This window comes from Thermosyntropha tengcongensis, assembly GCF_055381335.1.
The window spans coordinates 1,161,483-1,175,505 of the sequence record NZ_AP042437.1 but is presented as its reverse complement, the minus strand read 5'-3'; the positions used below and the strand labels follow the sequence as shown (position 1 = coordinate 1,175,505).

Genomic DNA, 14,023 nt, shown 5'->3' with positions numbered 1-14,023 from the left:
AAATTGTATTTTTTGTTTGACAAAAAAGTGCCACAGACATATAATTCTACATTGGGTGCCCTTTTGGATTAAGTTTAATAAATTTAAAAAGATATTGAAGAATTACAGGTTATCGGCATTGCTAGAAAAGAATGCCGTTAATTTTTTGGTTATAGAAGGAGTGAGTTATGATGATGAAAGAACTTCGTAATATTGGAATAATAGCCCATATTGATGCCGGAAAGACGACTACTACGGAGCGAATTCTTTTTTATACGGGGTTAACACATAAATTGGGAGAAACCCATGATGGACAGAGTGTTATGGACTATCTGGAGGCAGAAAGGGAAAGAGGTATAACTATAACATCTGCTGCTACCAAATGTATTTGGAAAGGTCATGCTATAAACATTATTGATACTCCTGGACATGTGGATTTTACAGCTGAGGTAGAAAGAAGCCTTAGAGTATTGGATGGAGCAGTAGTTATCTTCTGTGCCAAGGGTGGGGTAGAACCTCAATCGGAAACTGTTTGGAGACAGGCTGATAAATACAGAGTGCCTCGTATTGCCTATGTTAATAAAATGGATGCTATTGGCGCCAATTTTTATCGGGTAGTTGACCAGATAAGAACCAGATTAGGTGCTAATCCGCTGGTAGTTACTATTCCTGTATTTAATGGGGATGACTTTACCGGTATAATCGATTTAATCAGAATGAAGTATATTACTTTTGAAGGGGATTTTGGTACTGAAATAAGGGAATCCGAAATTCCTGCCGAGTATAAGGATGAAGCTGATACCTGGCGTTTGTCTATGATAGAAGCGGTAGCAGAAACTGATGAAGAACTTTTGGAAATGTACTTTGGCGGTGAAGAAATACCGGAAAATAAAATAATTGAAGTTATTCGCAGGAATACTATAAGCGGAGATATGATTCCAGTTCTCTGCGGAAGTTCTTATCGCAATATAGGGGTACAGGTTTTACTGGATGCGGTAATAAATTATCTGCCTTCTCCGCTTGATATTAAGCCGGCTGTTGGTACTCTGGTAGACAGCAACGAAGAAGTAGAAATTATTGCTGATCCTTCAGAACCTTTTACTGCTTTAATATTTAAGATTATTACTGACAGGCATGTTGGCAAATTGGCCTTTGCCCGTATCTATTCAGGAACCGTAAATGCAGGAAGTTATGTTTACAACAGCAGCAAAGGCAAGAAAGAGCGGGTAGGCCGTTTGGTAAAAATGCATGCTAACCATCGCGAAGAAGTGGAAAAAGCTAGTGCAGGTGATATCATAGCTTTTATTGGGCTTAAAGATGTAAGTACAGGCGATACTTTATGTACTGAGGATAGACCGGTATTGCTGGAAGCTATCGACTTCCCGGAACCAGTTATCCAGATAGCGATTGAGCCGAAGACTCAGTCTGACCAGGCTAAACTTGGCGAGGCACTTAACAAGATTGCTGCAGAAGATCCGACTTTCAAAATATCTTATGATAAAGAAACAGGTCAGACTTTGATTGCCGGTATGGGAGAACTGCACCTGGAAATAATAACTGACCGTCTGGCCAAAGAATTCAAGGTTGATTTTAATGTAGGGCAGCCCCAGGTAGCATATCGTGAAACTATAGGTGCTACTGCACAGCATGAAACTAAATATGTAAAACAGACTGGCGGTAAAGGTCAGTATGGACATGTAGTTCTCCAGGTAGAACCTTATGAAGGTTATGAATTTGAAAGCAAGATTGTGGGAGGAGTTATCCCGAAAGAATATATACCAGCAGTCGAAGCAGGAGTAAAACAGGCTATGGAAGAAGGGGTATTAAAAGGTTATCCGGTAGTAAATGTTAAGGTAACCTTGCTTGATGGTTCCTACCATGAAGTTGACTCTTCCGAAATGGCTTTCAAGACAGCTGGTATGATGGCTATGAAAGAATGTCTCAAAAAAGCGCAGCCTAAACTGCTGGAGCCTATAATGAAGCTGGAGGTCACTACTCCTGATGAATTTACCGGCAATATAATAAGCAACATAAACAACCGCCGGGGACGTTTGGAAAATATGGAAATGGAAAACAATACCCAGATTATAAGGGCTTATGTTCCGCTGGCTGAAATGTTTGGCTATTCTACTGTTTTGCGTTCTTTGACTCAGGGAAGAGCTGGTTTTTCCATGGAGTTTTCCCATTACGAAGAAAGACGGCTTGAAAATTAATTTTAATTATAAAGCAGCTTTTATGGATGTTCATAAAAGCTGCTTTATTTGTTCTATGTTTGTAAGCATTTCTTTGTATATAATTTTTATTTTATCTATGTTGTTATTGCGGGCTTCTTTATATATTTCAGAAGCTAAATGGGAAAGATTATAAAAACCATATAAGCCTGCACTTCCTTTTATATCATGAGCGATGCTGGCAAGCTGTTTATAGTCTCTATTAATAATGCATACTTGAAGCTGTGATAATAATTCGCTTAGGCTTTCCAGGAATTCAGGAATCAAATCTTTTATGAAGGCATACTCAACAGGGAAGTCATAAGATTCCAGCTCTGCATTTTCTGAAAATATTTCTTCTAATTTTTTATGCAGCTTTTGGGAAGAAACTGGTTTGGATAGATAGTAGTTGCATCCAGCTTCCCTGCATTTATCTTCATCATCTTCCATAGCATAGGCAGTAAGAGCCAGAATTGGCGGATTATTATGGTAGTGTTTGCGTATCAATTTACAAGTTTCATACCCGTCAAGTACCGGCATTTGCATATCCATTATTATGAGATCAAAACTTTCATTCTGCAAAACTTCCAGGCATTTTAAGCCATTTTCCACTGCTGTTACCTGATAGCCGGCATTATAAAGCATGTAGGATAATATTCGGCGGTTAATTTCGTTGTCTTCTACCAGAAGTATTGATTTATTTTGTTTTTTAGAAGGTGCAGGAATACTAATATGTATGGGAAGTTCTGCTTTTTCATCTTGGGACGCTATTTTGAAAGGAATATAAAAGCTAAACTTAGAACCTTTCCCTGGTTCACTTTCTGCCCATATATTCCCTCCCATATTGGTTACCAGCTGTTTGCATATAGTAAGGCCCAGGCCGGTTCCGGAATGGGAGTGAAAATCAAGCTTTTCGAAAGCTTCAAAAATGCGAGGGAGTTTATCTTCCGGTATGCCTATGCCCGTATCGCTTACGGAAAAAAGCAGATAAACCTGGTTTTCATCCGATTCTATTTTTTGATATTTTTCTACATGTAATTTTATTTCTCCTTTATAGGTGAATTTTATGGCATTACTTAAGAGATTAAGAACAATTCTTCTTAACTGCAAAGGATCTCCTATTAAATTTAAGGGGACATCAGGCTCTATATTTACAATTAAATTTATAGTGGAAGGGATTTTACTGTAGACAGTTTGTATACATTCATTTATTACCTGGTTAAGGCGGAACTTTTTATTGCTCCCTAAAGTGTATCCAGCTTCAATGCGGGAAAGATCCAGGATGTCATTTATCAATTCCAGCAGCTGTTCCCCACACTGCTTTATGGTTTGCACCAGTTCAGTTTGATAAGGTGATAAATTTTCCCAGGAAAGAAGGTCAGCAGCTCCGATTATTCCGATCATGGGAGTACGTATATCATGGCTTACATTGGCTAAAAAATTAGTTTTAGCTATATTGGCTGCTTCTGCTGCTTTTTTGGATTTTATAATTTCTGTCAGATCAGAAACTACGATTATAAGTCCTTTGAAATTGTTGTATGTATCTTTAACCTTGCTTACTGTCAAACGGATAAAGGTTTGACGATTGCTAGTATCTAAAAATTCGAATTCTTTTTGCCAGAGGTTTTTGTTTTTATCCAGCTGACTGAATAATTCGTTTCTGTCAATTTGCAGATTAAATTTGCTTAAAAGTTTATAAACAGGAAAATTAAGAAAATCTTTTTCATCTATATTGAGTATTTGGGAAGCCCCTTTGTTGATATAGGTGACTATACCGTTTTCTTCAGTAAGTATTATGCCTTCCGATAGGTTGGCCAAAATATGTGCCTGATAGGATAAGCGGTATTCAGTTTCTTTGATATAGCTTAAATCTTTGATTATGGCAAAACATCCGATTATCTGGTTGTCTTCCATAAAAGGAGCAGGAGAGATATGGGTAGGAATTATACGGCCTGATTTGGAACGCAAATTTAGCTCGTAACTGTCGATTATCATATTCATCCTTTTTTTCATGCCTATAAGGAGGGCGATTACATCTTTGGGGTAGGCAGCGATTTCCAGCAAACATTTTCCCAGCAGTTCTTCTTCTTTATATTCCAGCATTTTGGCCATAGCCTGGTTTATCTGGATAATTTTGAATCCGGTATTTACAAATATAAAACCGTCATTTAATCTTTCCAGGAGTAAACGGGTTCGTCGTTCCATTTTTTGCAGAAGCTTTATATTATTTTCTAATTTTTTTTGGGCTTCCAGAAGGTGAGTTATGTCCACGAAGTTTCCCTGAAAAGCATATTTTCCGTTGTAGCTTATGGAGGAAACGGCTATTTCAAAAGTGCGGATTTCTCCGTTTTTGCACTTTAATTCGCTTATAAAGCGGTAATTATAGGGGAGTTGGGTGGAAAAATACTTTTGAGCCACAGGATAAAATTTGCTGATGTATTCGGGAGTAAGGATATCCCATATAGAAAGGTTGTTTTTCCAGAGGTCTTCTTTAGAATATCCCAGGTTTTCTTCGATATATTTATTGACAAAATAAATATTATCCATGTCAAATATGATGAGGCCGAACATCGCGTTTTCCACCAGGCGCTGATACTTTTGCTCTGATTCATAAAGCATAGCTTCAGTAGAAACTAAATAATTATAGTCGGGATATCTGTTCATAAAATCCTCCGAAAACCTATATTTTGCATCTGTAATTATAATAAAAAAACAAGGGCTCTTTGTCAAAAAAACCCTTGTGATGCAGAATTTATATAAAATTAAGAATATATTTAGAATCTACGGCGATTTTTTTATTTCAATGCTGGCAAGTATTCTGTTTAATTCTTCTGCCTGGATATTGCCAGATATAGATATATTATAGGTTTTATCTTCCAGTTTTTTAATGGTGGATACCGAATTGTTATCAATATTATTTTCGGCTTCCGTTGGATAAGGGGAAAAGCTTTTGGCTGCTAACCTTGCTTCGTCGCGTAAAGGCCATATTTCTATAACTATTGTATTATCGTTGTTTGAATAAAAGTATCTTATATTATTTTCAGCTGTCTGTTCTGTTTTCTGTAATATATAATCATCAGGCAGCCCGGTTAGCTTTATGTTTAGCATATTTTCAGAAGGGGTTTCAGGTTGTATTACCTCGCTTGATTTCACTATGAATTGATTTTCGTTTTCGGTATTAACACCCGAATAAACGGAGATTGTATCCCTGCTGTCAATCTTATGGTAAACAGAATTATCTTTTGTGTTTTCCGGTTTATCTGCAGAAGATGCGGATTTAAAATGTTTTGGATGGTTATCTTCATCTTTTGACGGTTTTAAAACAGCTGCTTTGTCATAAACAGCTTTATTTTGCTCCATAGCGATGCGAGAACTTTTTATGCTGTCAGTTTTATCTGTCCCCAAAGGAATATAATGTAAAACTAAAACCATGATTAAACAGGCAGCCAGGGCAGAAAGAGCATAAATCGGTTTTCTGCTGGCAGTCTTATTTTCAAAAGAAGGGGGAAAAGTTTTAATCTTTTCTATAACCTGCCTGGTAAATTCATTATTAAGCTGAGGAATGTCTGAAGTATCGCTTAATAGGGACTTTTCCAGCCTGGTTAGAGCCAGGTTTTTCTTACACAGGATACAGTTTGCCAGATGAGACTCTATTTCTGCTTTTATATTTGGTGGCAGGTTATCTTCTATATAATCTAATAATAATTTGTCTGCTTTATTACAGTTCATAGTTCCCCCCCCTTTTCTGCTCGTTGTTCCAGAAGTATTTTGCGCAGTGCTTTTCTGGCACGGTGTATTTTTACCTCTACATTTTCTTTTTTTATGTTAAGAACTTGTGCAATCTCCTGATTGCTGAGTTCCAGCTGGTAGCGAAGCAAGATAATTATTCTATAATTTTCAGGGAGCTTATTTATAGCTTTTTTCAGTTCTTCCCTTAGTTCTATTCTTTCCATATTAAGCAGAGGATCAATTGCTTGATAAGAAGGGAAAAAATCGCTGTACAGGCTGGAGAAAACCTCGTCAAAATTAAGAGTAGCTTTGTTCTTGTTTTTTCTCAGGTGGCTTATGGTTGTGTTGGTTGCTATACGATAAAGCCAGGGAGCAAATTTTTTTTCCGCATCAAACTGGCCAAGTTTGTTGTAGACATTTAGAAATACTTCCTGGGTTATGTCTTCTGCTTCCTGATAATGCCCTACCATACGATATACAACTGCAAAAACCTTGTTTTTATATCTATTTACCAGTTCTTCATAAGCCTCAATTTCCCCATCGATACAGCGAAGAACCAGGATTTCATCGCTTACCAAAATAATCAGCTCCTAACCCCGTTCAATAATTTTTACGCTTAATTGGACGTTTTCTTGCAGGATTGTAACATGATAATATGAACTGAATTGTATATAATAACCATATAAATACCGCATTATAGCAAATTACATAAATATTCTTTTTATGCTACACTATTCCTAATTATAAAATGTGGAGGTAGATTATGAAATACCAGGAAGGACAAATAGGAAGGGTTTTTGTAGTTAATTTTGAACATGGGGATGATATGCTTAAAGAATTAATAACCCTGGCGGAAAATAAAAATATCTCTTCAGCACTGGTTTTTATGCTGGGAGCTTTAAAAAGCGGACATATGGTAGTAGGTCCGGAAAGCTGCACCGTTCCTCCAGCAGGGTTGCCTTTTGACTTTGCAGACGGCAGGGAGATACTGGCTATAGGTACTTTATTCAAAGATGAAAATAAAAAACCTTCCCTGCATATGCACATAGCAGCTGGAAGGGAGGATAAAGTGAGGGTAGGGTGTCTTAGAAAAGATGCAGAAGTTTATCTTACTGTTGAGGCAGTAATTCTGGAAATGAATGGTTTGCGTTCTGTAAGAAGCTTTAATGAAGAGATGAGGATTAATTTGCTCACTTTCAACAAATAATTTAAAATGAGCATATGCACAAATGTCTTGCCAGCATGATAAAATAGGTGTATATATTAAATAAAGCAGCATGAAAAGGAGAGGAGAGAAATAATGTCTGATCAATGCAAAACTTGTCCATCCAAGAACGGATGCAGCTCAACACATGAACAATGTGGGGAGAGTCCGGATAAAAGCTTATTGGGAGCTTTCAACCACATCAAGAATGTAATTGCGGTAATGAGTGGGAAGGGTGGGGTAGGTAAATCTTCTGTAACAGCTCTTCTAGCCTCCAGTTTAGCCAAAAAAGGTAAAAAAGTGGGAGTTTTGGATGCTGATATTACTGGGCCAAGCCAGCCTAAGGCATTTGGCATAGACAAAAGAGAAGGTTTAAAAGCCAGCCATTTTGGTATAATTCCACCTCAGAGCAAATCCGGAATAAAAGTTATGTCTATTAATTTTTTCCTCCCTCATGAAGATGATCCTGTAATCTGGCGTGGACCTCTTTTAGCAGGGGCGGTTAATCAGTTTTGGGGGGAAGTTGACTGGCAGGATCTTGACTATATGGTAGTTGATTTACCTCCGGGAACTGGAGATGTTCCTCTCACTGTAATGCAGTCTTTGCCTGTTAATGGCATAGTTATTGTATCTTCTCCCCAGGATTTAGCTTTTATGGTGGTTAAAAAGACTATAAAAATGGCCAGGAAGATGAATGCTCCTATATTGGGATTATTGGAAAACATGAGTTATGCAGTTTGCCCTCACTGTGGGGAAAAACTGGAAATATTCGGGAAATCCCAGGGCGAATATATAGCTAAAGAGATGGGGATTGATTATTTGGGAGACCTTCCCTGGGATGCCAAACTTAATATACTGGTAGATGAAGGAAGGGTTGAAGAATATATTTCTCCTGAGATTGATGCTATAGTAGAAAAAATAATAGCCAAGCTCCCTTAGAATGTAAAAAGCCTGGTTTATATATTAACCGGGCTTTTTATATGTTTAAAAAATATTATTGAAGGAAACATTTAAATATATTAAAATAAATTAATACACAATTGTTAAATGCCATCATCAGACAGTATGGTGATTGGGGGTAGATAGAATGGTCAATCAGCTTTTTATGGAACTTAAGAAGCTTTTTGCTGAACTAGCTTCTACTTTAATTTTGGGCAAAAATAAAGATGCTGCTGATTTAGCTCGCATTTTATCTGAAAAAAGCAAGGCATTGGCTGATGAATTGGCTAAATAATATAGCAAAAATACTTTCATTTAAAATCATATAAAGGATTAAGCTTAAAGAAGCTGTTTTTTGAAGGAATTTTCCTTTGAAAAACAGCTTTTCTTTTTTGGAATCCGGTCTGGAACTTTAAGGCAGGCATTTTAATACACTATATGATAGGAAAGGAGGAAATAAGTATGCAGATTAAAGAAACTAACTTAAAATTTAATGGACCTCTTAAACCTAGGCTTAAAACGGGTAAGATTGTTATTCATCATACGGCAACTAATGGGGATGTATCGGCAGAAACTGTTCATTCCTGGCATCTTGCAAAGGGATGGGCTGGCATAGGATATCACTATTTGGTACGTCAGGATGGAACGATTGAAAGAGGAAGGCCGGAAAATGTGATTGGTGCTCACGCCGGGCCGGAAGGCAATACAGATGGAATTGGGATAGCTCTGGCCGGAAATTTTGAAGAGGAAAAACCAGGTGAAAAACAAATAGAATCCCTGGTGGAATTAGTTAAAGATATCCTTAAAAGATATGGAGATTTACAAATCATGGGACACCGGGATGTTATGTCTACATCCTGCCCAGGAAAGTTTTTTCCGCTTGAGGAGGTAAAGAGAAGGGTGAAAGAAGAAAAAACCAGTACCAATGCCAGCACTGGCAGTACAGAAAAGTGGAAGTTAGATATAATTAATGAAGCAAGGAGTAAAGGTTTGATAAATATTGACCATAATCCGGATGAACCAGCAAGCAAGTGGTTTGTTCTGGCAGTAGCTTTGAATTTGTTAAAACTTCAAAACAAGAAATAAATAAAATATGCTTGATTTTTAATAGGATGCGAGTTATAATTTACATTGTCCAAGGGCCATTAGCTCAACTGGCAGAGCAGCTGACTCTTAATCAGAAGGTTGAAGGTTCGATTCCTTCATGGCCCACCATAGCGAAAGAAAGGCCTTGTGCAGTTGGGCACAAGGCTTAAAATTTTAGGAATCAGATGCTCTTAAAAAGTCGTCTTCAGATGAAACGAAGGCGACTTTTATACATTTATATGTAATAATCATGTGTCTATAAAACTGCGCTTATGGCGCAGTTTTTTGCTTCACAGGCTTTCTAATATTTGTATGAAAGTTTAAAATAGAGCATAATATAATAAATGAGCTAATTTAAGGTTTAATTTAGGAGGGACAAACATGGAGAGCTTACTTAAGAAAGCTGTATATTTTGGCATCGGAGCTATGAGCATTACTAGGGAGAAGGCAGAAAAATTTATTAATGAACTGGTGGAAAGAGGGGAGATGACTAAAGAGGAAGCCAAACAGTTTGTAGATGAAGCTCTTAAAAAAGGAGAAGAAGAAAAAGAAGCTTTAAGAAAGATGATAAGAGAAGAAATTTTTAATCTTAAAAACGATGTTTCGGTAGCTACAAAGGCAGAATTGGAGGCTTTGGAAGCCAGAGTAAGAGCACTGGAAGACAAGCTTAAATAAACCTGCCGGCTTATCACTGCTGGAGTTCCGGCAGTGATAAGCTAAGGTCGGGTAGAGGTGATTTTGTAATGGCCAATAAGTATAGTAAAAATGTAAATCATTTAAAGCATATTCCTAGATATCGTGAGGTAGCTAATATTCTCATTAAACATGGCTTTGGCTTTATTGTAGATGTTTTAAACCAAAAAAGGTTAGGTCGCCAAAAATTATTCCCGCGTAGAAAATCTGATTTTACGGCTGGACCTCAGAGATTGCGCCATCTTTTGGAGGAGCTGGGACCTACCTATATAAAATTGGGGCAACTTTTAAGTACCCGTCCAGACATTTTAAATAAAGAATACATAAGAGAATTGGAAAAACTGCAGAACAATGTGCCGCCTTTTTCTTTTGACATTCTGCGCAATATATGTTTAGAAGAAGGAATTAATATTGATGAGGATTTTATTTATTTTAATCCTGAACCTCTGGCAGCAGCATCGATTGCTCAAGTACATGAAGCGGTGTTAAAAAGTGGGGAAAAAGTGGTACTTAAAGTACAGAGGCCTGGTATTAGAAAAACAATAGAAACTGATTTAGAAATACTGCGGGAAATAAGCGCAGTGCTGGAAAAGCGAACTTATTGGGGCAGGCTTTATAAAATAACGGAAATAGTGGATGAATTAAGCGAAGCTCTTCTTAATGAACTTGATTTTCACAAAGAGGCTTTAAATGCAGATAAATTTTATCAAAATTTCCGCAAGGATAAAAATGTACTAATTCCCAAGATATATTGGGAATATTCTTCTAACCGTATTCTGACTATGCAGTATATTGAAGGAATAAAAATATCTGAGTTTATAAAACTTAAGCAGGCAGGCTTTGATACCAAAAAAATTGCGCAAAATTTAGTTGATGCTCTTTTTAAACAGATATGGGATCATGGTTTTTTTCATGCTGACCCTCATCCGGGAAATCTGGCTATTGCGGAAGGAGAAAGGATAATTTTTTATGATTTTGGACAGGTAGGAATTATTGATGATGTTTTAAAAGAAAAGGGTATGAACCTGATTATAAATATGATGCGTTATGATACCAACGGGGTTACCAGGGCTCTGCTCGATATAGGCATAGGCAGCCAGTATGTAAATCAAGAAGAATTGCGGCGCGATGTTTCTAAATTACAGCAGAAATATTATGGTTTACCCCTGTCGAATATCAATGTGGGGGAAGCCTTAGGAGAATTGGTGGAACTTTCTATTAAATACCAGATGCGTCTTCCTGCGGAATTATCTTTAATGGTGAAAATGCTTATGACTCTGGAAGGTTTGATATCTCAGCTGGATCCCCAGATAAGTATAGTTGATATTGCTGAGCCTTATGGTAAAAAGCTTATTATGCGCAAATTTTCCCCTGATCGCGTTAAACGAAATATTGAAGATATAGCGATAGATTATGGAAGCTTGGTTAAATCATTTCCGCGTGATTTGGAAAATATTTTAAAGACTATAAATGAAGGGCAACTGCAGATAAAAATGGAACATACTAATATTAAAAAATTGGCCGAACGCATTGACATAATGTCTAACCGGCTTTCTTTAGCCATAATTCTTGCCAGTATAATAATCGGCACTTCTCTGGTGGTAGATAAAGCAGGGAGTGCAATTTTGAACAAGATTCCTTTGGTAGAATTAGGTTTCAGTATAGCAGTTATTTTAGGTTTTGTGCTGGCTTATTCCATACTGAGAAGTGGAAGATACTGATTTATTCTGTGTTATTTTCTGCATTAAGTTTTTTGAGCAGATTGTAGAGGGTATTTCTGAAATGTATAATCCTGAGTTTTTCGTCTTCGGTAGAAAAATGATGGCTTTCTAATTCATGCTGGGCAATTAATAAAGCATTAAATACCTTGTCGCGAAAATTCATATGGGAAGTTTTGAAATAGGTATCGACCTTACGGGCGATTTCTTGCTCTTCCATACTCAAATTTATGGCTGTATACATTTATAATTCCTCCTTATAAAATCTAAAAAATAATATGCATTTTAACTGCGAAAAGTGCAAAAAAAGATTGTTATTTTTGGGGTAATTTGGTGTGAAATTAATGTTAAGGGATTAGCAATATAATTATTTTTTATGGAAATTAAAAATAAGTATTTATAAGCATGTGTTGACGGGGACAAAACCATTATGTTAGGATTATAGCAATTGAATAAAGAAGAAAGCGATGAGCAGAAGAGTAGCTATATGGCTGTTTCCAGAGAGCCGGGGGAGCTGGAAACCGGTAACAGTTATATAGTGAAGGCCACCTGCGAGCGCCGGTGAATTAAACCGGACGGTTTTCCCGTTATCTGAATGAAGCTGGGCTTGTTGTGCCAAGAAGGGTGGTACCGCGGGAGTAAAGCTCTCGTCCCTTTTTATAAAGGGATGAGAGCTTTTTATATTAATTAGATTTTTATAAGAAGGGGGATAGAAGTATGGAACTGGAAAAGAAGGTTTTAAAGCTTTTAGAGAAAGATGCCAAAATGAGTCCCAGGCTGATTGCCACTATATTGGATGAAGATGAAGAAAATATCAGAGAGATTATAGAAAGACTGGAAAAAGAGAAGATTATTTTAGGTTACAGTACGGTAATAAACTGGGAGAGACTTGGTGAAGACGGAATTACTGCTATGATAGATGTAAAAGTCACTCCGGAAAGAGAAGTAGGTTTTGAAAAAGTGGCCGAGCGCATATGCCGTTTCCCTGAGGTAAGATGTGTTTATCTTATGAGTGGAACTTATGACCTTTCTGTAGTGGTAACGGGGGAGACCATGAAAGATATTGCCTGGTTTGTCTCTCACCGCCTTTCCACTTTGGAACAGGTACAGAGTACGGTTACCCATTTTGTACTTAAGCGCTATAAACAGGACGATTTTATTTTTGAAGAGCCAGAAGAAGATAAAAGGTTGGTGGTAAGTCCATGAACAGCATGCAGAATTATCTGGCCAATACGGTTAAATCTATTCCCCCTTCCGGGATACGCAAATTTTTTGATCTGGTAACCCAGACCAAAGGGGTTATTTCTCTGGGAGTAGGAGAACCTGATTTTGTTACCCCCTGGCACATAAGAGAAGCGTGTTTTTATGCTCTGGAAAAAGGATATACAATGTACACTTCCAACAGTGGTCTTTTAGAACTTAGAGAAGAAATAGCCGCCTATATGAAGAGGAAAATCGGGGTTGAATATTCTCCACAAAAGGAAATATTGATAACTATAGGAGTAAGTGAGGCAGTAGATTTAGCATTAAGGGCCCTTTTAAATCCTGGAGATGAGGTGCTGGTTCCTGAACCTTCTTTTGTTTCTTATGCTCCGGGGACGGTTTTGGCTTATGGAAAAGCAGTTGCAGTACCCACTTATTTTGAAGATGAATACCGGCTTAAACCAGAGGTATTAGAAAAATATATTACCCCCAGGAGTAAAATACTTATTTTGGCTTATCCTAACAATCCTACCGGGGGAATAATGGAAAAAGAAGATTTGGAAAAGTTGAGAAATCTAATTATAAAAAATGATCTTATAGTTATATCTGATGAGATTTATTCTGAACTTACCTATAATGGCGGTCATGTTTCCATAGCTTCTCTTCCCGGTATGAGAGACAGGACTATTGTGCTTAATGGTTTTTCTAAAGCATATGCCATGACTGGCTGGCGTATAGGATATGCCTGCGGGCATCCTGATATTATTGCTGCCATGACTAAAATTCATCAGTATACTATTATGTGTGCCCCTATAATGAGCCAAATGGCTGCTATTGAGGCTTTGCGGCATGGAGAATCTGAGATGCGCCGGATGGTGGATGACTATAATAACCGACGCAAAATAATTCTTTCCGGCTTTAGAGAAATAGGTCTGGATTGTTTTGAGCCTAAAGGGGCTTTTTATGCTTTCCCTTCCATAAAAGTTTCAGGCATGAGCAGTGAAGAGTTCTGTGAGAAGCTGCTGATTGAAGAAAAAGTGGCGGTGGTACCGGGAAATGCTTTTGGAGCCAATGGGGAAGGACATATAAGATGCTGCTATGCTGCCAGCATAAAAAATATTGAGATAGCTATTGAAAAGATGGGAAATTTTCTAGCTCGACATAGAAAAGGATAATCTGCCATTTATAAACAGAAAAAGTGCTGAAATATCGCGAATAGTATAAGATAAGGCATGAATTATACGATAATTAAATGCAGGAAT

The 14,023-nt window shown here is 37.3% G+C and carries 13 protein-coding genes, 1 tRNA gene and 1 other annotated feature; of the genes, 10 read left to right on the top strand and 4 right to left on the bottom strand.

All coding sequences use genetic code 11. The annotated features are described in order from the left end of the window. The first annotated feature begins 170 nt into the window (after positions 1-170). Positions 171-2,192, top strand: coding sequence for an elongation factor G (gene fusA / locus ACZ42E_RS05590; RefSeq protein ID WP_464893485.1), 2,022 nt, complete (start codon positions 171-173; stop codon positions 2,190-2,192). A 30-nt stretch (positions 2,193-2,222) separates the two neighbouring features. Here fusA and ACZ42E_RS05585 read toward each other — a convergent pair whose 3' ends face one another. The 3 genes from ACZ42E_RS05585 to ACZ42E_RS05575 all read right to left on the bottom strand — a co-directional run bounded on the left by ACZ42E_RS05585 (position 2,223) and on the right by ACZ42E_RS05575 (position 6,496). Further along, complete coding sequence (locus ACZ42E_RS05585) at positions 2,223-4,853, bottom strand: PAS domain S-box protein (protein ID WP_464891380.1); 2,631 nt, start codon at positions 4,851-4,853, stop codon at positions 2,223-2,225. A 117-nt stretch (positions 4,854-4,970) separates the two neighbouring features. Next, positions 4,971-5,918 carry an anti-sigma factor family protein gene (locus tag ACZ42E_RS05580; RefSeq protein WP_464891379.1) on the bottom strand — a complete coding sequence of 316 codons (948 nt, stop codon included), beginning with the start codon at positions 5,916-5,918 and terminating at the stop codon, positions 4,971-4,973. After that, positions 5,915-6,496 carry an RNA polymerase sigma factor gene (locus ACZ42E_RS05575; RefSeq protein ID WP_464891378.1) on the bottom strand — a complete coding sequence of 194 codons (582 nt, stop codon included), beginning with the start codon at positions 6,494-6,496 and terminating at the stop codon, positions 5,915-5,917. The genes ACZ42E_RS05580 and ACZ42E_RS05575 overlap by 4 nt, the downstream gene beginning before the upstream one ends. A gap of 185 nt (positions 6,497-6,681) precedes the next feature. On the opposite strand from ACZ42E_RS05575, the gene ACZ42E_RS05570 reads away from it, so the two are divergent. From ACZ42E_RS05570 to ACZ42E_RS05540, 7 genes are all read left to right on the top strand, one after another. Further along, the gene (locus ACZ42E_RS05570; RefSeq protein WP_464891377.1) at positions 6,682-7,125 is read left to right on the top strand and encodes a PPC domain-containing DNA-binding protein; all 444 of its coding nucleotides are present in this window, start codon (positions 6,682-6,684) and stop codon (positions 7,123-7,125) included. A gap of 93 nt (positions 7,126-7,218) precedes the next feature. Beyond that, entirely contained in the window at positions 7,219-8,061 is an 843-nt protein-coding gene (locus tag ACZ42E_RS05565; RefSeq protein ID WP_464891376.1) for an Mrp/NBP35 family ATP-binding protein, read from the top strand. 148 nt (positions 8,062-8,209) lie between these two features. Then, positions 8,210-8,356, top strand: coding sequence for a hypothetical protein (locus ACZ42E_RS05560; protein ID WP_159432297.1), 147 nt, complete (start codon positions 8,210-8,212; stop codon positions 8,354-8,356). Between the two features lie 167 nt (positions 8,357-8,523). Beyond that, positions 8,524-9,147 (top strand): peptidoglycan recognition protein family protein, encoded by a 624-nt coding sequence (locus tag ACZ42E_RS05555; protein ID WP_464891375.1) that lies wholly within the window; start codon positions 8,524-8,526, stop codon positions 9,145-9,147. Positions 9,148-9,200: 53 nt separating this feature from the next. Then, a tRNA-Lys gene (locus tag ACZ42E_RS05550) sits at positions 9,201-9,276 on the top strand. 252 nt (positions 9,277-9,528) lie between these two features. Then, positions 9,529-9,822 (top strand): phasin family protein, encoded by a 294-nt coding sequence (locus ACZ42E_RS05545; RefSeq protein WP_464891374.1) that lies wholly within the window; start codon positions 9,529-9,531, stop codon positions 9,820-9,822. A 68-nt stretch (positions 9,823-9,890) separates the two neighbouring features. Continuing rightward, positions 9,891-11,561: an ABC1 kinase family protein gene (locus tag ACZ42E_RS05540; RefSeq protein ID WP_464891373.1), complete on the top strand. Its 1,671-nt coding sequence runs from the start codon at positions 9,891-9,893 to the stop codon at positions 11,559-11,561. A gap of 1 nt (position 11,562) precedes the next feature. Here the strand turns inward: ACZ42E_RS05540 and ACZ42E_RS05535 are convergent, their stop codons facing one another. After that, entirely contained in the window at positions 11,563-11,802 is a 240-nt protein-coding gene (locus ACZ42E_RS05535) for a hypothetical protein (RefSeq protein WP_464891372.1), read from the bottom strand. A gap of 214 nt (positions 11,803-12,016) precedes the next feature. Continuing rightward, positions 12,017-12,216, top strand: a binding site (T-box leader). Between the two features lie 59 nt (positions 12,217-12,275). Here ACZ42E_RS05535 and ACZ42E_RS05530 point away from each other — a divergent pair. After that, positions 12,276-12,764, top strand: a complete 489-nt coding sequence (locus tag ACZ42E_RS05530; RefSeq protein WP_464891371.1) for an Lrp/AsnC family transcriptional regulator — start codon at positions 12,276-12,278, stop codon at positions 12,762-12,764. Continuing rightward, on the top strand, positions 12,761-13,936 hold the full coding sequence (locus ACZ42E_RS05525) for an aminotransferase class I/II-fold pyridoxal phosphate-dependent enzyme (protein WP_464893449.1): 1,176 nt from the start codon (positions 12,761-12,763) through the stop codon (positions 13,934-13,936). Before ACZ42E_RS05530 ends, ACZ42E_RS05525 begins: the two co-directional genes overlap by 4 nt. Positions 13,937-14,023: the final 87 nt, after the last annotated feature.